At 45.7% G+C, this 24,759-nt stretch carries 20 protein-coding genes; 8 read left to right on the forward strand and 12 right to left on the reverse strand.

Translation table 11 applies throughout. The features are described 5' to 3' along the window. The first annotated feature begins 391 nt into the window (after positions 1 to 391). The 6 genes from pyrB (at position 392) to OCU87_RS14725 (ending at position 5,701) form a co-directional block, all read left to right on the forward strand. On the forward strand, positions 392 to 1,321 hold the full coding sequence (gene pyrB / locus OCU87_RS14700; protein ID WP_062691829.1) for an aspartate carbamoyltransferase: 930 nt from the start codon (positions 392 to 394) through the stop codon (positions 1,319 to 1,321). Between the two features lie 16 nt (positions 1,322 to 1,337). Further along, positions 1,338 to 1,802: an aspartate carbamoyltransferase regulatory subunit gene (gene pyrI / locus OCU87_RS14705; RefSeq protein ID WP_062691827.1), complete on the forward strand. Its 465-nt coding sequence runs from the start codon at positions 1,338 to 1,340 to the stop codon at positions 1,800 to 1,802. Positions 1,803 to 2,035: 233 nt separating this feature from the next. Beyond that, a complete protein-coding gene (locus OCU87_RS14710) occupies positions 2,036 to 3,112 on the forward strand; it encodes a serine protease (protein WP_261857465.1) in 1,077 nt (358 codons plus the stop codon). A gap of 240 nt (positions 3,113 to 3,352) precedes the next feature. Next, complete coding sequence (locus tag OCU87_RS14715) at positions 3,353 to 3,847, forward strand: arginine repressor (protein ID WP_062691821.1); 495 nt, start codon at positions 3,353 to 3,355, stop codon at positions 3,845 to 3,847. 153 nt (positions 3,848 to 4,000) lie between these two features. Continuing rightward, a complete protein-coding gene (locus OCU87_RS14720) occupies positions 4,001 to 4,387 on the forward strand; it encodes a RidA family protein (RefSeq protein WP_261857466.1) in 387 nt (128 codons plus the stop codon). Positions 4,388 to 4,496: 109 nt separating this feature from the next. After that, positions 4,497 to 5,701 (forward strand): IS3 family transposase gene (locus OCU87_RS14725; protein ID WP_261856952.1). Its coding sequence is split into 2 segments (ribosomal slippage): positions 4,497 to 4,884 and positions 4,884 to 5,701, totalling 1,206 coding nucleotides; the frame shifts between segments, so codons are not numbered across the junction. Positions 5,702 to 5,761: 60 nt separating this feature from the next. Here OCU87_RS14725 and idi read toward each other — a convergent pair. The 8 genes from idi to nudF all read right to left on the reverse strand — a co-directional run bounded on the left by idi (position 5,762) and on the right by nudF (position 14,217). Continuing rightward, entirely contained in the window at positions 5,762 to 6,295 is a 534-nt protein-coding gene (idi, locus tag OCU87_RS14730; RefSeq protein ID WP_261857467.1) for an isopentenyl-diphosphate Delta-isomerase, read from the reverse strand. A gap of 102 nt (positions 6,296 to 6,397) precedes the next feature. Next, on the reverse strand, positions 6,398 to 7,120 hold the full coding sequence (locus OCU87_RS14735; RefSeq protein WP_261857468.1) for a 1-acylglycerol-3-phosphate O-acyltransferase: 723 nt from the start codon (positions 7,118 to 7,120) through the stop codon (positions 6,398 to 6,400). A 153-nt stretch (positions 7,121 to 7,273) separates the two neighbouring features. Beyond that, a complete protein-coding gene (gene parC / locus OCU87_RS14740; RefSeq protein ID WP_261857469.1) occupies positions 7,274 to 9,541 on the reverse strand; it encodes a DNA topoisomerase IV subunit A in 2,268 nt (755 codons plus the stop codon). 106 nt (positions 9,542 to 9,647) lie between these two features. Then, positions 9,648 to 11,531, reverse strand: a complete 1,884-nt coding sequence (gene parE, locus OCU87_RS14745) for a DNA topoisomerase IV subunit B (RefSeq protein WP_261857470.1) — start codon at positions 11,529 to 11,531, stop codon at positions 9,648 to 9,650. A gap of 83 nt (positions 11,532 to 11,614) precedes the next feature. After that, positions 11,615 to 12,211 carry an esterase YqiA gene (gene yqiA, locus OCU87_RS14750; RefSeq protein ID WP_261857471.1) on the reverse strand — a complete coding sequence of 199 codons (597 nt, stop codon included), beginning with the start codon at positions 12,209 to 12,211 and terminating at the stop codon, positions 11,615 to 11,617. Then, entirely contained in the window at positions 12,211 to 13,035 is an 825-nt protein-coding gene (gene cpdA / locus OCU87_RS14755; RefSeq protein ID WP_062691813.1) for a 3',5'-cyclic-AMP phosphodiesterase, read from the reverse strand. Before cpdA ends, yqiA begins: the two co-directional genes overlap by 1 nt. Before the next feature lie 106 nt (positions 13,036 to 13,141). Next, positions 13,142 to 13,534 (reverse strand): DUF1249 family protein, encoded by a 393-nt coding sequence (locus OCU87_RS14760; RefSeq protein WP_062691866.1) that lies wholly within the window; start codon positions 13,532 to 13,534, stop codon positions 13,142 to 13,144. 38 nt (positions 13,535 to 13,572) lie between these two features. After that, positions 13,573 to 14,217, reverse strand: a complete 645-nt coding sequence (gene nudF / locus OCU87_RS14765; RefSeq protein WP_261857472.1) for an ADP-ribose diphosphatase — start codon at positions 14,215 to 14,217, stop codon at positions 13,573 to 13,575. 288 nt (positions 14,218 to 14,505) lie between these two features. Here nudF and tolC point away from each other — a divergent pair, with 288 nt between their 5' ends. Beyond that, on the forward strand, positions 14,506 to 15,804 hold the full coding sequence (gene tolC / locus OCU87_RS14770; protein ID WP_062691809.1) for an outer membrane channel protein TolC: 1,299 nt from the start codon (positions 14,506 to 14,508) through the stop codon (positions 15,802 to 15,804). Between the two features lie 112 nt (positions 15,805 to 15,916). Here the strand turns inward: tolC and hldE are convergent, their stop codons facing one another. The 3 genes from hldE to OCU87_RS14785 form a co-directional block, all read right to left on the reverse strand. Then, positions 15,917 to 17,347, reverse strand: coding sequence for a bifunctional D-glycero-beta-D-manno-heptose-7-phosphate kinase/D-glycero-beta-D-manno-heptose 1-phosphate adenylyltransferase HldE (gene hldE / locus OCU87_RS14775; RefSeq protein WP_062691807.1), 1,431 nt, complete (start codon positions 17,345 to 17,347; stop codon positions 15,917 to 15,919). A gap of 86 nt (positions 17,348 to 17,433) precedes the next feature. After that, positions 17,434 to 20,316, reverse strand: a complete 2,883-nt coding sequence (gene glnE / locus OCU87_RS14780) for a bifunctional [glutamate--ammonia ligase]-adenylyl-L-tyrosine phosphorylase/[glutamate--ammonia-ligase] adenylyltransferase (RefSeq protein WP_261857473.1) — start codon at positions 20,314 to 20,316, stop codon at positions 17,434 to 17,436. 212 nt (positions 20,317 to 20,528) lie between these two features. Next, positions 20,529 to 22,130: a methyl-accepting chemotaxis protein gene (locus tag OCU87_RS14785; protein ID WP_261857474.1), complete on the reverse strand. Its 1,602-nt coding sequence runs from the start codon at positions 22,128 to 22,130 to the stop codon at positions 20,529 to 20,531. A gap of 168 nt (positions 22,131 to 22,298) precedes the next feature. Here OCU87_RS14785 and OCU87_RS14790 point away from each other — a divergent pair, with 168 nt between their 5' ends. Next, on the forward strand, positions 22,299 to 23,129 hold the full coding sequence (locus OCU87_RS14790) for a potassium channel family protein (protein ID WP_094956112.1): 831 nt from the start codon (positions 22,299 to 22,301) through the stop codon (positions 23,127 to 23,129). A 109-nt stretch (positions 23,130 to 23,238) separates the two neighbouring features. Here the strand turns inward: OCU87_RS14790 and OCU87_RS14795 are convergent, their stop codons facing one another. After that, positions 23,239 to 24,753 carry a CYTH and CHAD domain-containing protein gene (locus OCU87_RS14795; RefSeq protein ID WP_062691805.1) on the reverse strand — a complete coding sequence of 505 codons (1,515 nt, stop codon included), beginning with the start codon at positions 24,751 to 24,753 and terminating at the stop codon, positions 23,239 to 23,241. Between the last annotated feature and the right edge of the window lie 6 nt (positions 24,754 to 24,759).

Genomic DNA, 24,759 nt, shown 5'->3' on the forward strand with positions numbered 1-24,759 from the left:
ACACTAGAATTGCATAACCCTTCTGAATATCAAGCTGCAAAAAACCCAAAATTTCAGCCAGTTGCCCCACCTCACCCTGATGAAAAATATGCACCGAAACATGCATAATCTCCCATTAAATGAATAGTTTACGCAAACGCTTGCGCTCCCAAAAAATGGGCGTATAATCCTTCGCAATTTGTCTAAACAGAGAAGAGAAATGACAACGATCCTTCAGCAAAGCTTGCTTAAGATGCGCCGAAAAATGGCGTTCGTTGCGTTTTTTATTTTTTCTGTTTTTTATAAAAAGAGCCTCCTTTTTTAAGGGGGCTTTTTTTTGTCTGTTTTTTACTAAGAAAGAGAGCAGACAGTGTTTCGTTCGTATATTGAATCAACAGAAGGGAAGAGAGCCATGGCGAATTCGCTGTTCCAAAAGCACATCATTTCCATACCGGAATTAAACCGCAGTGAACTAGAACTGATTGTTGAAACCGCAGGTAAATTGAAGGCAGAGCCAAATCCAGAGCTACTGAAAAATAAAGTAGTCGCAAGCTGCTTCTTCGAGCCTTCTACGCGTACTCGCTTATCATTTGAAACCGCAGTACAACGCCTTGGTGGTACAGTCATCGGCTTCGATAACGGTGGCAACACATCGCTAGCGAAAAAAGGTGAGACACTGGCTGACTCAGTACAGGTTATTTCTTCATACGTTGATGCATTTGTTATGCGTCACCCACAAGAAGGGGCTGCACGCCTAGCCTCTGAATTCTCTAACGGTGTTCCAGTCGTTAATGGTGGTGACGGTGCAAACCAACACCCAACACAAACCCTACTAGACCTGTTCTCTGTCTTTGAAACACAAGGCCGCCTAGATAACCTTAACGTCGCCTTCGTCGGTGATTTAAAATACGGCCGTACAGTGCACTCGTTAACACAGGCGTTATCGAAGTTCGATAACATCAACTTCTTCTTCGTCGCGCCAGAAATTCTAGCGATGCCAGATTACATCTGTGAAGAATTAGATGAAGCCGGTATCAACTACAGCCTGCACGCCACCATGGAAGAAGTAATACCTGAACTTGATGTGTTGTACATGACCCGCGTTCAAAAAGAGCGTTTCGACGAATCTGAATACGCACACATGAAAGCTGCGTACATCCTAACGGCAGAAATGCTGAAAGAAGCGCGCGACAACCTGAAAGTGCTGCACCCACTACCACGTGTGGATGAAATCACGGTTGATGTTGATAAAACCAAACACGCTTATTACTTCCAGCAAGCAGAAAACGGTGTGTACGCCCGTGAAGCCTTACTGGCACTTGTACTAAACGAACAACTTTAAGCAGGAGAGCGCAGTCATGACTAAAGAAACTCAACTACAAGTTGAAGCAATCAAGAACGGTACTGTTATCGACCACATCCCTGCGAATGTTGGCATTAAAGTACTAAAACTGTTCAAAATGCACAAAACAAACCAACGCGTTACCATTGGTTTAAATCTGCCGTCTTCAGCGCAGGGTGCAAAAGATTTGATTAAAATCGAAAACGTCTTCATCAGTGAAGACCAAGCTAACCAGCTTGCGATGTACGCTCCTAAAGCGACCGTTAACCAAATCGAAAACTACGAAGTGGCGAAGAAGCTGCACCTAACGCTACCAGAACAAATCAATGGCATTTTTGAATGCCCAAACAGCAACTGTATTAGCCACGGTGAACCCGTAGACAGTAGCTTCAAGGTGATAACCAAAAAAGAAGACATTCAGCTCAAGTGTAAATACTGTGAGAAAGTATTCTCACGTGAAATCATGACTGAACGTCGCTAAGACATTTTTGCAACACTAAGCCTTGTATTAACTCTGGGCTTTACTGCTTAAATACTAAGAAAGCCTGCTCACTTCTGAGCAGGCTTTTTTATTCTCATTTCTACCGCACTGTCCCTTTACGCCTATAGCTAGCTTGTTAAAAGCAGCCTGTGATTATTTGAACCACAACGCCTAAGTATTAATAAGCGTTGATACACCGGCTGCCCATAATAATTATTAATAGGCAGACAGCAATGGCACAATTTACATCACCAACAATCAGGCATATTGCCAGGATAGCCCTTGGTACACTCATCACACTCTCATTGACTCAGTGTATTGCGAGCAATGGCAAGATTGAACATACCGCCTCGCATGAGGCCAACCATATGGTCGTTATTGGTGTCCCCATGCTACTTGGGGGATTCGGCTCTTCCGTCCCCATTAACGAGCAATATCATATTACTGCGAGGCATGTCGCGCAGTTGTCATGGGATCTCGATGTTATTCATCACCCCTATTGTGACTTATCTTTGGTGCGTTCTCGTACCCCTCAAGAATCGATTCCACAATGGGGCTTGATCTACCCAGATCAAGCTGTCAGCCATCAGGGGCACTCGCTGCTTGGCACAACAATAAAAGGCGAAGGGAAATACTTACAAGACGTACTGGATACCAATAGTAAATGCCTATACTCCCTGAGCGATGCGCCCAGTATGTCAGGTATGAGCGGTGGCCCGGTCTTTAATGCGCAAGGACAAATCGTTGGGATCACTGTCGCGATACTCGATAACCCAGAAGATATTCAAAATTTACGACAAGCAGAACGGTATACCCAATTTGTTCCTGCCACGTTAATCTTTGATTGGTTAACCCAATTAGGGATCAGCACCTCATATGCCAGCTCCGAATTAGCCAACATCCGGGTCGCCCCTTACATCGAGAACATTAACACCCCTCATTACCGACTAGGTGTCCAATCACAACCAGCCTCACCGCAAAATGCCTCATCATTTCAGCTAAGCTCTCAGCCACAAACAACACGTCAGCGTGTGATAGGCCAAACGAATAACCGTGAAGAAAACACCAGCGCGACCATCTCTATTTTCAATCACTACGCCGTCGTACAACATCCTTTATCGTCATCATTAACATCGTCGTCAATCAAACCATTATCTCCCCCAAAAACACCGTTTAGAGACACGCAAGAAGCAACCATTAATTCACAACAAAAACAAGGAGATAAAGCACAGAAAAGACAAACAAAAACACAACAAGAGAAAAACAGCAATCTCATAAATGAAATAGGGTATCGACCTTCATATTGGTAATGCAACCAGTTCATTATTTTGGTGACTAGCGTCAAACAAACGATGTTATCTAACTGGTATGATTCGTATGCAAGATTATGCAAGGCTTGAATAATCTCGCACACAAAACCTCATAACAAATAAAAGTAACGATTCAGCTCGCTAATGCTGTTGAACTTGCTACACCAACAGAATAACGCTCTGCGCTGAATAGCTACAAGATACGATCTTTGTACCTACTAAAATAATAAGGAGTTGCCCGTGAATGGATACGAATTACACGGCGCGCTAGAGTTGAGTGCATCTGACGAAGACATCATCACAGCATGTAAGCGTCTACTGCAACAGCAAAGCTTTTCTACCCAAGATGATATTCGCCAAAGTTTAATCGACATGGGTTATACCGATGTCAGCCAATCAACCGTTTCACGCCTGCTTTCTCGCATGGGTGTAGCAAAAGTACCGAATGCCTACGGCAAGAAAGTCTATTGCTTAACTGTTGAAAACGAACCCGTTCAAGTGGGATCTTCAATCGCATCACAGATTGAATTTATCACCCATAACCAACTGGTCGTGGTCGTAAAAACACACCCAGGTGGCGCGCAGTTAGTCGCACGTTTAATTGATGTTCAACCGCATGCTGAAATTCTTGGCACTGTGGGGGGCAACGATACCGTGATGGTGGCGCCAAAAGATATCAACCGCATAGATGAATGTGAGAAAGTCGTTAAAACACGTTTAGGTATTCCTGTTTAAATTCTCTTTCTCGATTGAAAATCTTTGACCTTAAGCAGTGAGAGTTGCTAGCCTCTAGACTCTCAACTGCTCAATACCAAGTCGGTCACACGCCAGCTCTGCTGCAATGACATTTCGCTTGGTATTACTTTGATATATATTTAAGGATTTTCAATGACTCAAGTTCTACATACCGAACAAGCACCAGCAGCAATTGGCCCTTACGTACAAGGTGTTGACCTAGGTAACATGGTGCTAACCTCTGGCCAAATTCCAGTAAACCCAGAAACAGGCGAAGTGGCTGATGGCATTGCAGAGCAAGCGCGCCAGTCACTAGACAACGTCAAAGCAGTCGTTGAATCATCAGGCCTGAAAGTCGCTGACATTGTAAAAATGACAGTCTTTGTAAAAGACCTCAATGACTTTGCAGCAGTAAATGAAGTGTACGGTGCGTTCTTTGATGAGCACAATGCACCATACCCTGCACGTTCTTGTGTAGAAGTTGCACGTCTACCAAAAGATGTGAAAATCGAAATTGAAGCAATTGCGGTTCGTAAATAATTTCGACTTAAGCATTCAATAAAAAAGCTGCCAATGGCAGCTTTTTTTATTGTTCTTGTACCGTCCTAAATATGGTTGACACATTTCCAACATGAAATTGGAGAGTGTCATGAAAACAACAAGTAGACGTACTCAACGAGATTATTCTCTTGCCTTTAAATTGGCAGTCGTAAGCCAAGTTGAAAAAGGCGAAATGACTTATAAGCAAGCTCAAGAGCGTTATGGGATCCAAGGTCGCTCTACCGTTTTAGTTTGGCTTCGCAAACATGGTCAACTAGATTGGTCTAAAGGAATAGAACAATCGAGAGCGTTAGGAGCGACTATGTCAAACCCTTCCTCAACTCAAACCCCAGAGCAACGAATCAAAGAACTCGAGCAGCAATTGGAAGAGACTCAGCTCAAAGCTGAGTTCTTTGAAGCGGTAGTAAAAGTCATGGATCGAGATTTCGGTGTCCGAATCTCAAAGAAGCGCAAGGCCGAGTTATTAAGGAAAAAACGGTCAGAAAGTTGACCGTCACTAAAGCTTGTCACTTCATAGGTATTACACGACAAGCCTTCTACAAGCGCTGTGTTGCAGAAATTCATCAAACAAAGAAAGATGAATCAGTACTCGGTTTCGTGAAGGATCAAAGGATGATGCACCCTCGTATAGGGACTCGTAAGATCAAGTATTTACTTGCTCAGAACGATATTGAAATCGGGCGAGACCGCTTATTCTCTCTGTTGAGAATGAATCGATTATTAGTGCAAAATCGAAGGGCTTATCATCGAACCACAAACAGTAATCATCGCTTTTACTGCCATCCAAATCGAATCAAAGAAGGCTTAATACCGGAAAGACCAGAGCAATTATGGGTTGCCGATATTACTTATCTAGCAACGCGACGTGGTAGTACTTATCTCAGTTTAGTGACGGACGCTTACTCAAGAAAAATCGTGGGCTATCACATAGGTGATGATATGAAAGCTCGCACGGTCAAGCAGGCCTTTTTAAACGCGTTGAAAGAGCGGAAGAATACAGGTGAGCTTGTTCATCACTCAGATCGAGGTGTTCAGTACTGCTCTGTTGAATACCAAGAGTTGCATCGACAGTATGATGTATCTTGCTCAATGACTGATGGCTATGACTGTTATCAGAATGCGTTGGCAGAGAGGATCAACGGAATACTGAAGATGGAGTATCTGTTGAATAAGCCGAATGATTTAGATGAAGCAAAGAAAATGGTCGCCGAATCAGTAAAAATCTATAATGAATATAGGCCTCACACAGCTCTAAAATACAAAACGCCCGATGAAATACATCGAGCGTTTTAGTCAATCAAGTGTCAACCCATATCAGGACGGGTCATCTGAATAACGGTACCTTCAGCACCACTAAGCGGCATGCGCTAAGGTTAATTGCCATACTTGCGGAAACCATGCAGTGAAGATCGAAGGCGTATTATCTAATGCCGCAATCACATCCGACTCAGGCCACCAGCGATATGCCATGACTTCATCCTCACTGGGATCAAGTTGGATTTGGCCACACTTCGCAATCAAGACATGATCCAATTCATGCTCGACCAATCCATTATCAAGCTCGGCACGGTATAAAAACGTCGCCACATCTTGCAATGGGATCGACCCTACCACTCCCATCTCTTCCCCAAGACGGCGAAGACCCGCATCAATGAAGGACTCATTTTGGCGTGGGTGAGAACAACAGGTATTAGTCCATAGCCCTCCGCTATGATACTTCCCCATAGCTCGCTGGTGCAGTAGATATTCTCGCCCTTGCTCACCATCACGATACAACAGAACAGAGAAAGCTAGATGTAATTGGCCATCATAGTGGGCCTGCATTTTCTCTTGCAGCCCTATTGGTTTACCTTCAGGCGTTACAAGTACCACTAGCTCTTTCTTCATTCTATAGCCTTAGCAAATCTTTACGTTTCTTTCTTATTTTAAGACAAAATAAAAAGGACAAGCCGAAAGCTCATCCTTTTAGTTGTTTGTATGTACGGAAAATTACGCTGAACGTTGTGCGATCTCTGCATCCAACTGTTCAATTTTATCTTTCATTTGATTACGGCTGGTCTCAGAGAGATCACGTACATCTTCTTTCGACAAACCGTCAGTGGAAATAGGAGGCATGACTTCAACAATCACAACACCGTTATTCCAACGATTCAACTTAATGCTTTCCGTCGAACTACACACAACGGGCACAACAGGCACATTCGCACCTATCGCGGCATGAAAAGCACCGGTTTTAAATGGCAGCAAACCACGGCCACGAGAGCGAGTTCCTTCTGGGAACATCCAAATTGAAACATTTCGCTGTTTGATCTTTTCAACGATCTGACCAATGGTGCCCACCGCCTTGCTGCGGTTTGCGCGATCAATCAGAATATTACCGGTGATCCAGTAAAGCTGACCAAACAATGGCATCCACACTAAGCTCTTTTTACCCACAGTCACAGTGCGCGGCATAATCGCGCCAGACACGGTAAAAAGATCATAGTTATTTTGGTGGTTAGCAATATATACGCTGGATCCTACATTTTGAGCACCGTCGGCATAACGGATCTCAAGTTTAATCCCTAAGATACGTGCCATTTTGCTAAATTGGCGGCCACAGGTATATACGTGTGTTGGATTACGAGGGCTTAATAGGCAGTAGCCACAGCCAAATACAAACATGAATACGGCAAAAAGTGCCATGGCGATCATGCGGAACAACAATATCATTGATATCTCCTCAGCGTACAAGCGTTCGCTAGTATACTTAGGCAACAGGAAATTACACCCCTTTTCAGCACCAATCAGAAAAAACAAAGCCCTCATCACTGAGGGCTTTATTGTCATTGCAAAACGCGTATCGATATTACATCGTAGACACGATTACTCGTCGTTATTATTGGTTTCTGGCGCAGAGATTTCCATCTCAGTCACACGCTGTAAACCACGCGGTAGCATCGCACCACGACGACCACGTTCACCACGGAAGTTATCTAGATCCGCGGGCTTCAAGCCAAGCTTACGCTTACCTGCATGCAACGTAATATGGCTATTAGCTGGTAAGATAATCATGTGTGCCACCATTTCCTCACGTGCTTTCGAACGCGCAGCTGGAATGTTGATGATCTTATTACCTTTACCCTTGCTAAGCTGTGGTAAATCTTTCACTGGGAACATCAACATGCGCCCTTCATTGGTAATCACCAATACATCGTCGCTATCAAGATCTGTGACGGGCTGCGGCGGTAACACCAGTGAATTCTCAGGCACAGTCAGTAGCGCTTTACCATTACGGTTCTTCGATACCATGTCGCTGCCTTTACAGATAAAGCCGTAGCCTGCATCTGAACTCATCAGCCACATCTGATCATCTTCCGACATCAAGACTTGGCGCACATGGCTACCCGCAGTCAGGTTCAAACGTCCGGTGATCGGCTCACCTTGACTACGTGCCGATGGCAATGAATGTGATTCCAGTGCGTAGCTTCGACCGTCAGTCCCCATAAAGATCGCTGGCTGGTTACTCTTACCACGTGTATGTGCGAGGTAATTATCACCCGATTTATAGCTTAATGTTGATGGGTCAACATCGTGGCCTTTCGCGTGACGGATCCAACCTTTTTCAGACAGCACTACTGTGATGATTTCACTTGGGATCAAATCACGTTCAGTCAGTGCTTTTGCTTCTTCACGCTCAACCAATGGCGAGCGACGATCATCACCATAATGCTCTGCATCGGCAATAATTTCTTTTTTAATCAGGGTGTTTAAACGGCGCTCTGAACCTAGTAGTTTTTCTAAGTAATCACGCTCTGTCGCTAATTCGTCTTGCTCCGCTCGAATTTTGATTTCTTCTAACTTCGCCAATTGACGCAGTTTAATTTCTAAAATCGCATCCGCTTGGATTGCTGACAAATCAAAGCGCGACATAAATTCCGCTTTGGGATTATCTTCGGTACGGATAATCTCAATCACTTCGTCAATATTAAGGTAAGCGGCTAATAAGCCTTCCAGAATATGTAGGCGAGCGAGTACCTTATCTAGACGGTACTGTAAACGACGGCGGACTGTCGAGCGACGGAACTCCAGCCACTCACCCAGAATCGTCACCAACCCTTTCACGCGTGGACGACCATCAAGACCCAGCATGTTCAAGTTCACACGGAAGCTTTTCTCAAGATCGGTCGAGGCAAATAAGTGATTCATCAACTGATCACAATCGATGCGGTTAGAGCGTGGGACAATCACGATACGCGTTGGGTTTTCATGGTCAGACTCATCGCGTAAGTCTTCAACCATAGGGAGTTTCTTGGCTCGCATCTGGTTTGCAATCTGCTCTAGCAGTTTTGCGCCAGATGTTTGATGTGGCAATGCGGTGATCACTATGTCACTGTTTTCTTTATGCCATACCGCACGCATCTTGATGCTACCACGGCCAGTGCGGTACACCTTTTCCAGATCGCTCTGAGGAGTAATAATTTCCGCTTCTGTTGGGTAATCAGGGCCTTTCACAAACCCCATTAACGCATCAAGTTCCGCTTTTGGATTATCAATCAAATGCACCACAGCATTTGCCACTTCGCGGGCATTATGCGGTGGAATATCGGTCGCCATGCCCACGGCAATACCTGTCACACCATTCAGTAAGATGTGAGGTAGGCGTGCTGGCAACATTTTAGGCTCGTTCATGGTGCCATCAAAGTTCGGCACCCAATCGGCTGTACCTTGGCCTAATTCAGCCAGTAGTACTTCAGAAAAACGAGAAAGGCGTGATTCGGTATAACGCATTGCAGCGAAAGATTTCGGATCATCCGGCGCACCCCAGTTACCTTGGCCGTCAACCAGCGGGTAACGGTATGAAAATGGCTGCGCCATCAATACCATCGCCTCGTAACATGCCGAGTCACCATGTGGGTGGTATTTACCTAATACATCACCGACAGTACGTGCCGATTTTTTGTATTTAGCGGTAGCAGACAAACCAAGTTCAGACATCGCATAAATAATACGGCGCTGTACGGGTTTAAGGCCATCACCAATGAAAGGTAAAGCACGATCCATGATTACGTACATGGAGTAATTAAGGTAAGCGTCTTCAGTAAACTTCCTAAGTGGAAGCTGTTCAACGCCATCCATTGAGACATCAGTCATCGTCGGTAATCCGTTTAAATCTTACTTTGAAGGCCAGTAAGCACAATGCCACCAGCCTCCATAAATCGTTATTGTGGGTAACCCCATCTGAAAGCAACGCTATCCGTTACACTTCAGCCATATCGCCTTTGTCTTGCAACCAGTGACGACGGTCTTCTGCACGCTTTTTGCCCAGCAGCATGTCCATCATTTCATTGGTTTGGGTATCATCATCAATGGTTAATTGCACCAAGCGACGAGTATTTGGATCCATGGTGGTTTCACGCAGCTGTAATGGGTTCATTTCACCCAGACCTTTAAATCGCTGGACGTTGACCTTACCGCGCTTACCGCTCAGACGCTCTAGGATGCCGTTCTTCTCGCCTTCATCAAGGGCGTAATACACTTCCTTGCCTAAATCGATACGGTACAGTGGCGGCATAGCGATGAATACATGGCCAGCACGAACCAATGCTTCAAAGTGCTTCATGAATAAGGCACACAACAAGGTCGCAATGTGAAGACCATCGGAATCCGCATCGGCAAGGACGCAGATCTTACCGTAGCGTAAGCCACTCAAATCATCGCTATCTGGGTCGATACCCAGTGCGACGGAAATGTCGTGTACTTCTTGCGATGCCAAGACTTGGTCAGCAGAGACTTCCCAAGTATTCAGAATTTTACCACGCAGCGGCATGATCGCTTGGAACATACGGTCACGGGCTTGTTTCGCAGAACCGCCCGCCGAGTCACCTTCCACTAAGAAAAGTTCGGTGCGGTTTAAATCTTGCTGCGAACAATCGGCAAGCTTACCCGGCAAGGCAGGACCTGATGCGATTTTTTTACGGACCACTTTCTTGCTGGCACGCATGCGGCGGTGAGCATTAGCAATACACACTTCCGCTAACTGTTCTGCAATTTGCGGACACTCGTTCAACCAAAGGCTAAAGGCATCTTTGACCACACCCGATACAAACGCGGCACATTGGCGTGACGACAAGCGTTCTTTGGTTTGACCGGCAAACTGTGGGTCTTGCATTTTTACCGACAGTACGTAAGCACAACGTTCCCAAATATCATCGGCAGTCAGCTTTACACCACGCGGTAGCAAGTTACGGAATTCACAGAACTCACGCATGGCATCAAGCAAGCCTTGGCGTAAACCATTTACGTGCGTACCGCCTTGCGCCGTTGGGATCAAGTTGACGTAACTTTCGGTGATCAGTTCGCCACCTTCAGGTAGCCATAGCAGTGCCCAATCCGCCGCTTCTGTTTGTGCACTGAACACACCAGTAAACGGTTCTTCTGGCAATAAAGTGTAACCTTTTACACCTTCTGCTAAGTAATCTTTTAGGCCATCTTCGTAACACCAACGAATGGTCTCGTCGGTATTTTTATCGGTGAAAACAATCTCCAGCCCTGGGCACAAAACGGCCTTGGCTTTTAAATTGCTTTTTAAGCGAGTGGCTGAGAATTTAGGGCTATCAAAGTAGCTGCCATCAGGCCAAAAGTGGACACTTGTCCCTTTTGCGCGGCGGCCACAAGTACCAATGACTTCCAGCTCTGAAACTTTATCACCATTTTCAAAGGCAATTTGATACACCTGACCATCACGTTTAACCGTGACTTCCACGCGCTTCGATAAGGCGTTTACTACCGAGATACCTACCCCGTGCAAACCACCTGAGAACTGATAGTTCTTGCCAGAGAATTTACCACCGGCATGGAGCTTACAGAGGATTAACTCAACCCCTGACACCCCTTCTTCAGGGTGAATATCGACAGGCATACCACGCCCATCATCGGTAACTTCTAAGGATTGGTCCGCATGGAGAATGACTTCAACTTTGCGGGCATGGCCGGCTAATGCTTCATCGACACTGTTATCGATAACCTCTTGACCAAGATGGTTAGGGCGTACCGTATCAGTGTACATGCCGGGACGGCGGCGTACTGGCTCAAGGCCATTTAGAACCTCTATGGCTCCAGCGTTATAGCTTTGATCTGTCATATCACGGAAGTTTACGAGAAAATTTTGGCAACAATAGTCAGTAACCCCAGCTCAGTTGTCAAGCTGAGGTCGTTATAATCGGCTCAAAGGCCAAGAAATTGAATGATGTCGGCAGGAAAGCGTTCAAATCCAACGAAGCTATGATCTCCGTCAGGTTCAATCGTTTGTTTACAGTCGGCATATTTGGTCACGGCTTGGCGATAATCAAGAACTTCATCGCCTTCTTGCTGTAGCAACCACAATTGTTGTGGCTGTACTACACGCGCAACGTCTATCAAGCGTAGTTCATCCATATGATGAGGCTCTAAGTAATAGCGCTCATCGGTGTACGGGTTCACTTGCTCACCTAAAAAGTCAGCTAATAAATCATACGGGGTCACCGCAGGGTTCACCAATACCGCTGGGTATTGGTAACGATCATTCAACCAAGTGGAAATATACCCCCCCAATGAACTACCCACCAAACCAATGCGATAGTCTTTCGCTAACGCTTGCACCGTATTATCGATGAACTCAGCGGCTTGCGCGGGGTAACACGGCACCTGAGGGATCTCTACTCGAATATCAGGACGATACTGACGGCAGTAATCCAGCATTTGCTGTGCTTTCAACGATTTTGGTGAACTGTTAAAGCCATGGATATACAGCAACAACGGCTTTTTGGGTGGTGTTTCCATCATTAGTATCCTGCTTCGTCGAATTGTGGCGCAAACTGCAGCCCCTGCACACGAGACACTTCTGTACGAATATCACCGTTAGCGTAAAGCTCTAAATAACGCCACCCAGGGTTCACTTGGTCTAACGCAAAGTCGTTCGAGTCAGGCAAGAACTGAATACACGTAGAAGGCGTTGCGAGCACACGTACATTGCGGTACATACGATCAAGTTCTTGATGAATATGTCCACACAGCACCGCTTTAACTTGTGGATGCTGGTCCAACACATACCAAAGTGCTTCGTTGTTATGCAATTGGTGCTGATCTAACCAACTGCTACCCACCTCTAGTGGATGGTGATGAAGTAACACCAATGCATGACGTTCAGGGTGCATGCGCAATGCATTATCCAGCATTTCAAGTTGCGCAGAACTAAGTGCACCATGTGGAACGCCAGGGACTTGGCTGTCTAATAAGATGACTTGCCAATACTCGCCCGCAAGTACCTGCTCGCAAGGTTTAATCTGCGGCGAAGGCAACACGGAGCGCATGGTCGGTTGGTAATCATGATTACCTGGAAGCCAAAAACAAGGTTGTGTCCAACGGCTAATGCCGTCAGCAAAGCGTTGGTAGGAGTTTTCGCTGTGATCTTGAGAGATATCTCCCGTTGCTATAATCGCATCAAATGGACGCGCAGCATCGTCTACAGCATCTAACACTGCATGAAAACTTTTCTTTGTTTCTATGCCTAATAAGCTTCCTGATATGTCATTAAATAAATGCGTATCAGTAATTTGAAGCAAGACAACCTTATCTGGACCTTGCTGAGGCAACGTATACGTCTGCAAAATCGTTTAAATCCTGTAATGTCTCAATGTATGTACGGGTAACCACGAGAGGAGCTGCCACTCATTGTCCCAATCTAATTTTTTAATGGTAGCAACCAATAGAATATCAACAAACCGATCGTTTGCTGATGCCGTTTTTCAGGCAATAAGCTAACCAATCCCCAAGAAAGCGGTTAACTTGATGTTTTTCATCTTGTTGATGCATTCGCATATTGGGGTAATCATACCTTGGCTTCAAGCGCGAAATCTGCTGCGCTGAACACACTTCTGCGACTCGCGCATCGTGATATAAACGAATAATTAGGTGCGGATGCATATAAACAGGAAGGGATGCTTCGTCGTGTTGAAGCAGCTCAATCACCGTGGTATAGCGCGTTGACTCAGTAATGGTTATCGAATATTCATGACCAAACACGCGGTACACACAGCAGTCCCCTACCTCATCAGATTTTGGTAGTAATGGAAGCAGCTTCGCATAGTTGGTTTCATACAAGCGCATGATACCCGCGAGATCAACGGTATAACGGTTCTTCAAACTTAATCCTTGCACCATTGCTGTTGGAGACGTAAATGATTCAGCTGCAACCATTGTAGCGCAATGATAGAAGCTGCATTTTCTATTTTACCAGATTCTACCCATTGATAGGCTTGCTCACGCGAAACAACGTGGACTCGAATATCTTCACCCTCTTCAGGTAAACCATGAATACCCGATGCAAGCTGGCTTTCAACGCGGCCAACAAAGACATCAAGAGTTTCAGAACAACCACCAGAACTGGCAATATAGCGGGTGATTTTCTCCACCTCATGTACCTCGATGCCTGCTTCTTCGTGGGCTTCACGACGGGCAACGTCTTCTGATATTTCGTTTTCTTCAATCATGCCTGCAACCATTTCAAGTTGCCATGGTTCACAATCAGCGGCTAATGCACCAATACGAAACTGTTCGACAAGCACAACCTGATCGTGTTTCGGATCATACGGTAATAGCACCGCAGCATGACCGCGTTCAAACATTTCACGATTGAGTTCTTCACTCCAACCGCCAGAAAAGAGTTTATGTTTGAAGGTGTAAGACACCATTTTGAAGAAGCCCTGATAAAGCGGCTTTGTTGACAAAATTTCGACATCATCCTTGGTATACACTACCTGCGCTGACACTATTGTGGGATCTTTGCTCATGCTTGTGTTCTCCTTTAGCACTATTTTTCCACTCAAGTTGAATATCAGCAATGATTTTATTCAACATTTTTGATAATTATTGTGATTTTATTTAAGTCGTATAAATTTTTATATCGCTTACAATCTTATACAGTAATATCAATGATGTGATTCAAGCTTTAAACCAGCAGTTTCACACTAAAATAATGATTCTAAGTAAAATAGCGAATTGATCAGTTTACTGTCAGCATTCTTTCGTTACACTGATCGCTTGCACTATTTTGACTGTCAGGACCAGGAAAGGCATCCATGAAAAAATTGCTCCCACTCTTTATGAGCGTAGCCCTAGGTAGCATCAGCCACTCTGTATTGGCCGATGACCTTGCTGAAATTTACCAACAAGCAAAACAAAATGATCCGCAACTATTAAAAGCAGCGGCGGATAAAGACGCATCATTTGAAGCAATCAATTCATCGCGTAGTTCTTTACTGCCACAGATCAATTTGAATGCGGGTTACAATGCGACTGAGCTAACTGATAATGATAGGGACAGCAACGGCTTTAATGCTGGTGTGACTCTTAGTCAGTCAATTTACAACCGAGCTAGCTGGGTAAATCTAGACATTGCTGAAAAGCGTGCGCGTCAAAGCGATGCATCGCTAGCCGCAACACAGCAAGGTTTAATCCTACGTGTTAGCCAAGCATACTTTGATGTGCTTAAAGCAATGGACGATCTTGAATTTGTTCGTGCTGAAAAAGCTGCCGTTGGCCGCCAATTGGAACAAACTAAACAACGTTTTGAAGTAGGCCTTTCAGCTATTACTGATGTACATGATGCGCAAGCACAGTACGATACCGTACTTGCTGATGAGATCTTGAAAGAAAACGCGTTAACCAACAGTTATGAAGGTTTACGTGAAATCACAGGTCAAGAGCACACTAACCTTAACATTTTGGATACTGCACGCTTCTCAGCTAGCCGTCCACAATCTAAAGTGCTGCAATTGATCCAAGACGCTGAAAAAGAAAACCTATCACTACTTACTGCACGTATCTCACAAGATATCGCACGTGATAGCATTTCATTAGCTGAATCTGGTCACCTACCAACGCTTGGTTTTGATGCAGGTTACAACTACAACGAGCTTGATTCGTCTTCATCTGATAACGGTAAATTAACGGCAGGTATTCGCCTTGATCTACCGGTGTACAGCGGTGGCAAAACAAGTTCTGATGTGAAACAAGCACAATTCTCGTACGTGTCAGCAAGTGAGCAACTTGAAGGCTCTTACCGTACTGTTGTTAAAGATGTTCGTGCATTCTACAACAACATCAATGCCTCTATTGGTGCACTTCGTGCTTACCAACAATCTGTTATTTCAGCGCAATCTGCACTGGAAGCAACAGAAGCAGGTTTTGAAGTCGGTACCCGTACCATTGTTGATGTACTTGATTCAACACGTCGTCTATACGATGCGAACCGCCAACTAGCGAACGCTCGTTACGATTACATCCTAAGCCAACTTCAGCTAAAACAAGCTGTCGGTTCGCTTAACGAGCAAGACGTGACTGATATCAACACAGGTTTGATCAAAGCAAAGAAGTAATTCAGAGCTTATAGCCGCCACTTTTTGGCTGCGATATCGAGATACAAAAAAAGCGCCCATCGGCGCTTTTTTATTCCCCGCAAATCAGCCTATCTCAATAGGCCAGCGGCGATTAACCTCGACCACCACGGATCGCTTCAATAATTTCAGTGGTTGAACAACCATCTTCGAAGTTCAGCACTAGCACTTCACCACCAGCCGCAATCACTTCTTGACCACCCGCAATTTCTTCAGGTTTGTAATCGCCACCTTTCACTAAGCGTGTCGGTAGGATTTCACTGATTAAACGCTGTGGGGTTTCTTCGGTAAAAGGAACCACCCAATCAACCGCACCTAAACCCGCCAGTACAGCCATACGACGATCTTCAGGGTTGACTGGACGACCTGGGCCTTTCAGCGCTTGTACGGAAGAGTCTGAATTCACCGCTACAATTAGGCGATCGCCCAATTTTGCCGCTTCGTTCAAGTAAGCAACATGGCCGGCATGAAGAATATCGAAACAACCATTGGTCATTACCACTTTCTCGCCACGTGCACGTGCAGTCAGTACCGCTTGTTTTAGCTGATCTTCTGCAATCACACCAAAACCACTATCTTGGCTTCCATGGATTGCATCGGTAAGCTCAATCGTCGACAACGTAGATGTGCCTAGCTTAGCAACCACAACACCTGCCGCTGCGTTAGCAAGCTTACATGCATCAGACAATGATTTCCCTGCGGCAAGCGAAGACGCTAGTACCGAGATAACGGTATCACCAGCACCTGTCACATCATAAACTTCTTGCGCTTGGGTTGGCATATGCAGCGGCTCTTGGCCACGCTGTAGCAAGGTCATACCGTGCTCGCTACGCGTTACCAGTAGCGCTTCAAAATCGAATTGCTCCATCAAGGCAAAGCCTTTCTCAACAATATCGGCATCGCCATTTACTTTACCGACAACAGTTTCAAACTCAGATAAGTTTGGTGTCAGTAGTGTTGCACCGCGGTAACGTTCAAAATCAGCACCTTTCGGATCGATAAGAACAGGTACACCCGCTTTACGTGCCATTTGGATCATGGTTTGCACATGCTCCAGGGCGCCTTTGGCATAATCAGACAAAATCACTGCTTTCACTTGCGACAGTGATTGTTCAAGGCGTGGCATAATCAAATCAGGGTCCACATCATGGAAGCCTTCTTCGAAGTCTAAACGGATCAGCTGTTGACCACGGCTCATCACTCGTAGTTTGGTGATGGTTGGGTAATCTGGTAGCGAAACAAAGTCACAACGTACTTTGAGTGACGATAACTTTTCAGTTAGCGCTTTCGCTTGCTCATCGATCCCGGTTAAACCCACTAAACGTGCGTGACCACCCAGTGCTGCAATATTCATAGCAACGTTAGCTGCGCCACCTGGACGTTCTTCAATCTGATCGACTTTTACCACTGGTACTGGCGCTTCTGGCGAAATACGCCCTGTAGGCCCATACCAGTAACGATCTAGCATGACATCACCAACAACGAGCACATCTGCTTGATCATAATCAGGAAGAGTCAATTTCATTTTTATCTCCGGGAAAGTGAAAACTGCGAAATAGTATCACAAAGCAAAAAAAGCAAACACTCACCCAGTGCTTGCTGATCATTAAATTATTCGGCTAACGTATCCGATCCATCGCTGTTCGCCAAGTATTGTTGCCATACTTGGCGAACTATCGCTCTTTCAGCACTAAATTGCTGCTCATCAACATACGCGGATTGCCCCAATAAGTTTAAACGATGAATGGCATCACGCATCGCACAATAAGCTGATTTTATGGCCGTCACTTGTTCTGGCGACATTTGTTCATGTTCAGCCATCGTATCAAATATACGTACATTATCAGACCACCGCGCTAACGCAGGATTATCATAAGCATGTTGTAAGACTAAATATTGGGCAATAAATTCAATATCCGTAATACCACCTTCATCTTGCTTCAGATCGAACAACCCGATTTTTTTACTGCCTAGGTGATCACGCATCTTATGACGCATTTCAATCACCTTCTGCCGTAATGTTGCTTCTTCACGCTCTTGCGTCAAAGTATGTTGGCGTACTAAGGCAAAGCCTTGCTGTAACTGTGCATCACCGTAAATTAAACGGGCCCTTACCAGTGCTTGATGCTCCCATGTCCACGCTTCTTGTTGCTGGTACTCATCAAATGCTTCTAAGGTACTCACCAACAAACCGGATGCGCCCGATGGACGTAATCGTATGTCTACTTCGTACAACACACCTGAGGCGGTTCGAGTCGAGAACAAATGCACAATACGCTGGGCTAGTCGCAAGTAAAACTGACGACCATCGATCTCTTTCTTACCCGTGGTGTTCACATTGGCAGGGCAATCGTGCAGGAATACTAAGTCTAAATCCGATCCATAACCGATTTCCCAGCCCCCCACTTTGCCATAGCCAATAACACCAAAGCCTTTACCATCGCGCCCTTCTAAGTGGCTTGGGATTCCATATTTTTCGGCCATCTGCAGCCATGCTTGATTAACGACGGCTTCGACAATCGCTTCCGCTAAGAAAGTTAAGTGATCACTCACTTTCATTAATGGCAATGCACCTGCGATGTCAGCCGCAGCAATCCGCAATAATTGGGCTTGCTTAAACTGGCGGATCGCTTCCATCTGTTGCTCCATATCCTCTTCTGGAATACGGGCAAGGTACTCGCGCAACTCTTCGCGATACTGATGGAGTGGCGTTGGGTTATATAAGTGCTGCGGATCAAGCAGCTCATCTAACAAAATCGGATACTGTGCTAATTGCTCCGCCACCATAGGGCTGGCTGCACATAAGCGTACCAGTTGATCGAGCGCCGCGGGATGCTCACTTAATAATTCAAGATAAGTGGTACGTGTCGCGATGCGGACAATCAGCTTGGTTACTCGCCCCAAGACTTGCGCGGCATCGGGACGATTAACAATACGGCTGAGTACGCACGGCATTAGAGTCGCTAAGACTTCGCGTCCTCGCGGCCCTAGGGTGCGTTTTGATAATTCGGCTTTCATCCCCAGCAAGGTACTGGTTTGTTGGGCAGGATCATGCACATCAAGTTCTGCAAAGATAGACAGTAACACCTCTTCATCTTTACTCATCGCCCACAGTTCTTGATATTGTGGGCCCGCAACACAAGCGCTGTCACTGTCATCCTCATCGCTACCTACGATCGCGTCAAAGACATGGTGAACATCAGCCATGTGCTGCTCAGTGCTGGCTAATAACTGTTGCCAACCCTCAAACCCCATCGCAATCGCGAGGCGCACTTGATCCAGTGGCTTATCGGGCAAAGTTTGGGTTTGCTTGTCGTCTATTGCCTGCAGTAGGTTTTCAAGCTTGCGTAAGAAACAGTAACCGCGTTCTAAATCATCAACTTGCTCAGGCGGTAAGAAGCCTTGCTGCTTAATGGCTTCCAGCGTTTCGAGCAAACCTCGGCCACGTAAACTGGGTTCACGTCCACCACGAATAAGCTGGAAAGACTGAGCGATAAACTCCACTTCGCGGATCCCACCAGCCCCGAGCTTGATATTGTTACTGAGGCCACGACGGCGCACTTCACTACTGATCATCGACTTCATTCGACGCAAAGCTTGAATCGCACTGAAATCAATATAACGACGGAACACAAACGGGCGCAGCATCTGACGCAATTCTTGATACTGGCTAAAACTTTCACGCCCCATCACCCGCGCTTTAATCATCGCGTAGCGTTCCCAATCACGCCCTTGTTCTTGGTAGTAATCTTCTAATGCTGCATAGCTCATGACCAGTGGACCACTGTCACCAAATGGCCGTAAACGCATGTCGACCCGATAGCAAAAGCCATCGAAAGTGGGTTGATCTAGCGCTTTTATTAAACGTTGGCCTAAGCGAGTGAAAAATTGGGCATTGGCGATACTGCGACGCCCGCCCTGTGTTTCACCGTTTTCAGGATACGTAAAGATCAGATCGATATCAGATGAGAAGTTCAGTTCGCCACCACCCAGCTTCCCCATCCCCAGTATCAACATCGGCTGCGCTTCACCTTCAGCGTTGGTTGGCGTGCCCCATTCCGCGCAACATTGTTGATACAGCCAATGGTAAGCTTGCATGATTAACGCTTCCGCCAGCATGGACAAGTGATTCAAGCTATCGGGCAGGGTTGATTTTCCCATGAAGTCGCGCCAAGCAATCCACACCATTTCTTGGCAACGAAAAGCGCGAAGTACTCGCATGAGTTCCGCTTCATCATTGACACGATTTAATTGTTCAGCCAGTTGGTCACGGTAATTGTCACAACGAGATTCATCATCAATGTGCTCAGCAAGCCAAGGTATCAGACGGGCATCACGCACCATAGATGTACTGATAAAATCGCTAAAACCAAGCGCTTGCATCAGTTCCGTTTTACGTGACGCCGGCCACTGTGCTAGCGCATCAGGGTGAGCATTGTGGAGTTTGTCCCACGCTTGGGTTGATGCGGTTTGCAAAAGCTCATTGTGATTCATGACTCGTCCTCGCCCTGTTCCTTGTGAAATTTCGATGAAGCCTCTTGGTATCGCTACTCGTCATATGTCAGCGAAAAACGATACCAAGCAGGATTCAGTTACTTCGTTAGCTTGATATAAAATACCACAGCTATTTGTTTGAGAATAAGATAACAAAACGCCCGCAATAGCGGGCGTTAAATCAGAGTTTCTATCCGTTTTTTGAGCGAGCGTTAAACATGGAACGCCTGAATTTTTTTCTCTAATTCTGTCGCTTGCTCTTGCATGATATCAGAGGTTTCCGACAACTCAGTCACAACCAACACCGAGGCTTCTACCAATTCACGCACATTACTCAGGTTTTGGCTCATCTCTTCCGCGACAGAACTTTGCTGCTCGGCTGCTGAAGCAATATGGAAATTCATGTCATTGATGTTAGTGACTTGCTCGACTATTTTATCCAACTCACCCCCAGCATTCGTTACCAACTCAACACCTTCTGCAGCTTCAACCACACTTTGTTCCATCAGCGAAACCGCCTGTTGGGCACTGTTTTGCAGCTGAGTGATCATATCTTGAATTTCAACGGTCGCCGTTTGAGTTCGCTGTGCAAGGTTACGTACCTCATCGGCAACCACGGCAAAACCACGGCCCGCATCACCGGCACGTGCCGCTTCAATCGCAGCGTTCAATGCCAGCAAGTTGGTTTGTTCAGAAATACCTTGAATAGTCACGATCACGCTACTGATTTGTTCAACACGGCTTTCAACTTGATTCACCGCACCAGCGGATTGACTGATATCTTGTGATAATTGGTTAATCGTACCGATAGTTTCTGAAACAAAGCGCTGGCCTTGCTCCGCTTGTTCAGAGGTACCTTCCGTCGCATTCGAGGCTTGGCGTGCATTATCTGCCACCGTTTGAACGGTAGAAGTCATCTCACTCATGGCAGATGCCAGTTGATCAATTTCCGCAAATTCTTCTTGTGATGATTCTTTGGTCTCCACCATGCTGATCGACATCACTTCCGCCAAGCCTGACAGCTCAGAAGATGCTTCGCGTTGATTACAGATCACATCACGCAGTTGTACTCGCGTTTGCTCAAGTTCACGCGCTAAATCACCATATTCATCTTTACATTCCATGATGATAGGTTGTGATAAATCACGCTGAGCTAAACGCTTAATGCTCTCTGCAAGGTAGTTGATTTGGCGAAGCATAATGCTAGAGCCACCCAATAGAATGACCATAAAGGAAACAATCATCAGGCCGGTTTGCCATGCCACTTGAAGTAAATAATCGCTGTAGTAGCGATCAGCTTCAGAAGAAGGTTGCGACGCGACTAAAACCCAATCCTGATTAGGCATAGTGACCGCATGTTCAAATCGCTCCCCCTTACTCAGTACAATATCACCCGAGCCTTGTAGCTGTGATAAGTAACCAGACAGCGATCCGCCTTGGTCCATTTGGCTATTCAATTGATTTATAGCTCGAGCCGTAGGGTGACCAAATACCGTACCGGTATCACGCTCGACCAAATACAAGTAAGCCCCTTCTCCCCAGCTATTTTCTTGTGAGAGAATGGCGGTTTCAGCCAGTTTTTTTCCGTTATCTCCCTGCGCAAGCAGCGATGTTAATAACGCAACATTGGCACTGGCGACCTCTTTTGAGCGCTCTTGCTGGATCTTGACCACACTTTGATAAAACGTATTGGCATCCCACAATTGCTTACCAATCAATAAGACGGTACTGAATACCATCAGTAGTACTAACTTAGGGACTAAACGGATATTAGTGATCCCTTTTTCCCATGGCTTAAAAACCAACGTTGCCATTCTTAATCTCCCTATTTAATAAGCTCGCGAAACCCGGCTACTGATGCGTTATAATATTGTTCACAATAAGAAATCACGCTGGGTATTCACTCAAATGCCGTGACTATACTTTCACAAGCTAGAATATTGCGACCATCTTATATGTCGGCAGCTAATAGGGAAAATTGAATGTCTAAAAAAGTCGATGTCATCAAACATGAACTCAATCCTATGAGTTTGATGTCACTGGTATTATCGATTGTGTCGTTGGCCATAGTCACGAGTCTTATCTTTATTCCAAAGACAGATGATGTTTATACGCTGCTATTTGGTATTGATACCTTCATTTGCCTGTTCTTTTGGTTCCAACTACTTACTGATTTATTCAGAAGCAAGCAAAAATGGGCCTACCTCAAAGTGCACTGGATCGACTTTGTCGCCAGCTTACCCATTATTGAACAAGTCCGTTTTGCGCGGGTGATTCAAGTTTTCCGGGTGATGCGCTTGATCCGATCGAGTAATCAGATCCTCCATTACATTCGCAGTAACCGCCGTGAAGCCACCGTCGCCTCGATCTTTTTACTGTTAACCTTATTAGTAACGGTTGGTTCGGCGCTAATGCTCATGATTGAAGGGGATATTCCTGAATCCAACATTCACAATGCCAGCGACGCGCTGTGGTGGGTCTTTGTCACTATTTCGACGGTAGGCTACGGCGACCACTACCCTGTGACCACGCTGGGCAAGATTTTAGCGGCAGTGATTATTGTTTGTGGTGTGGGGCTATTTGGTATGGTGGCAGGTTTGGTCAGTTCGATGATTTCCGATCCTGGCAAACTGAAACATGAAAAAGAACAAGAGCACTTACATCAGCAAGAATGGAAGCAAATGCTAGACATACAGCAGCAATTACTCATGCGATTAGAACAATTGGAAAATCGGCTCCCCCCCCATCAAAATACTGCAGATACAGAGATGCCCAAAACAGTAACGGATGTAAGGCATCCGAAGGAAAGTTAATAAGTAGAGCTACATTTGCAGCCAAAACAAAAACGCCGCTAGTGTCATTGCACTGGCGGCGTTCTATTAACTATTTCACTCGTATTTGGTGTTAAATACGCAGTCAGCGCTAAGGCCAATACGGTGATAGTTCAATCCCAATTTGACGCGTTTGGTCCATGGCATGCAATAACGACTCTTCGTGACGCTCTAGCCATTTCTCCATTTGTACCAAATCATCACCTTGGTGTTCAGCCAACAAGATGCGGATAGGTTCAAGCTGGCGTAAATCTTCTATGCCACTCAATAGATCAAGCCAAGGCATTCTAAAGCCTGCACGTTTGTCTTCATCGTACAGGCTGGCAAAACACAAACCGCTCATCAAATTACGAATCAAGCGAGGTTGTTGATCGCAATACTCGATACGACCTAATTGACGTTTCGCTGGGAAGACATCTTGCAGCTCTTGCCAAGAACGCGTAAGCGTTGCATCAGCGTATTGCTTAACACTGCCTGACAACTTAACTCGCCCCTTATCATCAAGGAACGGCTGCCAGCCTCGACTTAAAATCCAACGACTTAAATCAAGTAGCAAGTTGCAATAACGTGATGACTCCATCAGAGCCAGCATAGCTTCTTCATTGGGTAATGTTTCTTGCTGCTCGCACAGTTGCTTCATCAGCACTTTCTGCGCATTCAGTTTACGCAGTGCGTACCCTTTATCCGCCAGCAGTTGTTCAATACTGGCCGCTTCTTCTAGCCACTCTAGTTCGCCTTCAAGCCATTGCAGTTCTTGACGCAGTAATGCACTTGCCCGACGCGGGATCATGCCACCAAATAACACGAATACCTGACGAATCAAACCTAGTGCTTGCTTGATTTGAATTAATGCGTTGGCATCTTGGCGTTCAGCATAAATCTGCTCATGGCGATGCCAATGTTCTAGCGCATACTCAAGCGTATGGATAAATACCGTTTCAACCGATTCATCAGCACGTAATGGCATGAAGTCCATCGTGGTGATTTCATCCCCTTGATAGCCTGCCGCTAATCGATAGCCGCGGGCGGCTTTGCTCAAACTACCCAAGCGCATTCCGCCTTCAGTGCACAGTTCACGCGCTAACGTAAACAAGGCATCGGTTTGACCCGACTTCAGTTCTAGCTCTACTTCACAAATAGGATCGCTTAAACCATTTGTGCTGACATCACCTTGATCAAAAGCCAATTCAATTTGGCTGCCATCAGGCATTGCAATCAGCCATTGCTGACGCTCAAAGTCAGTTGAAAAAAGAGGAGAAAGCTGTTGCTGAACATCAGCAACGACAAAAGACTCAGGCCATGCATCAGCGGGATGCAAAGTGAGATCAGGATCAGTGCCATTGGTTTCAGCATTGTATTCTGGGCGTTGGTGCAAACCTGCTACCACGCGTCCTGCTGTCTTCAATGTCTGAACAAACACATCATCAATACGACGGACCCGAAGGCCAATATCATGCTGGCGAAGAATTTGGTCTGGGGTGTCGAAGTAAATGTTCCCTAACATTCGACTACTTTGTTGCAGAATTTTCGCTTGTGATATTTTGCTCAACAATTGACTCGAAAATTCTGGTGAGACGAAAAACTTCAGTTCTATCTCGGTTTCCATATGGGT

The sequence above is a fragment of the Photobacterium sanguinicancri genome, from assembly GCF_024346675.1.
Taxonomy (GTDB): domain Bacteria; phylum Pseudomonadota; class Gammaproteobacteria; order Enterobacterales; family Vibrionaceae; genus Photobacterium; species Photobacterium sanguinicancri.

Bases quoted from the DNA above. Each gene is read 5' to 3' on its own strand.
- tolC (WP_062691809.1), top strand. From the start codon at position 14,506: ATGAAAAAATTGCTCCCACTCTTTATGAGCGTAGCCCTAGGTAGCATC.
- glnE (WP_261857473.1), bottom strand. From the start codon at position 20,316: ATGAATCACAATGAGCTTTTGCAAACCGCATCAACCCAAGCGTGGGAC.
- OCU87_RS14710 (WP_261857465.1), top strand. From the start codon at position 2,036: ATGGCACAATTTACATCACCAACAATCAGGCATATTGCCAGGATAGCC.
- OCU87_RS14795 (WP_062691805.1), bottom strand. From the start codon at position 24,753: ATGGAAACCGAGATAGAACTGAAGTTTTTCGTCTCACCAGAATTTTCG.
- parE (WP_261857470.1), bottom strand. From the start codon at position 11,531: ATGACAGATCAAAGCTATAACGCTGGAGCCATAGAGGTTCTAAATGGC.
- OCU87_RS14790 (WP_094956112.1), top strand. From the start codon at position 22,299: ATGTCTAAAAAAGTCGATGTCATCAAACATGAACTCAATCCTATGAGT.
- OCU87_RS14785 (WP_261857474.1), bottom strand. From the start codon at position 22,130: ATGGCAACGTTGGTTTTTAAGCCATGGGAAAAAGGGATCACTAATATC.
- pyrI (WP_062691827.1), top strand. From the start codon at position 1,338: ATGACTAAAGAAACTCAACTACAAGTTGAAGCAATCAAGAACGGTACT.
- OCU87_RS14760 (WP_062691866.1), bottom strand. From the start codon at position 13,534: ATGCGCTTGTATGAAACCAACTATGCGAAGCTGCTTCCATTACTACCA.
- OCU87_RS14720 (WP_261857466.1), top strand. From the start codon at position 4,001: ATGACTCAAGTTCTACATACCGAACAAGCACCAGCAGCAATTGGCCCT.
- idi (WP_261857467.1), bottom strand. From the start codon at position 6,295: ATGAAGAAAGAGCTAGTGGTACTTGTAACGCCTGAAGGTAAACCAATA.
- yqiA (WP_261857471.1), bottom strand. From the start codon at position 12,211: ATGATGGAAACACCACCCAAAAAGCCGTTGTTGCTGTATATCCATGGC.
- parC (WP_261857469.1), bottom strand. From the start codon at position 9,541: ATGACTGATGTCTCAATGGATGGCGTTGAACAGCTTCCACTTAGGAAG.
- hldE (WP_062691807.1), bottom strand. From the start codon at position 17,347: ATGAAATTGACTCTTCCTGATTATGATCAAGCAGATGTGCTCGTTGTT.
- pyrB (WP_062691829.1), top strand. From the start codon at position 392: ATGGCGAATTCGCTGTTCCAAAAGCACATCATTTCCATACCGGAATTA.
- OCU87_RS14735 (WP_261857468.1), bottom strand. From the start codon at position 7,120: ATGATATTGTTGTTCCGCATGATCGCCATGGCACTTTTTGCCGTATTC.
- nudF (WP_261857472.1), bottom strand. From the start codon at position 14,217: ATGAGCAAAGATCCCACAATAGTGTCAGCGCAGGTAGTGTATACCAAG.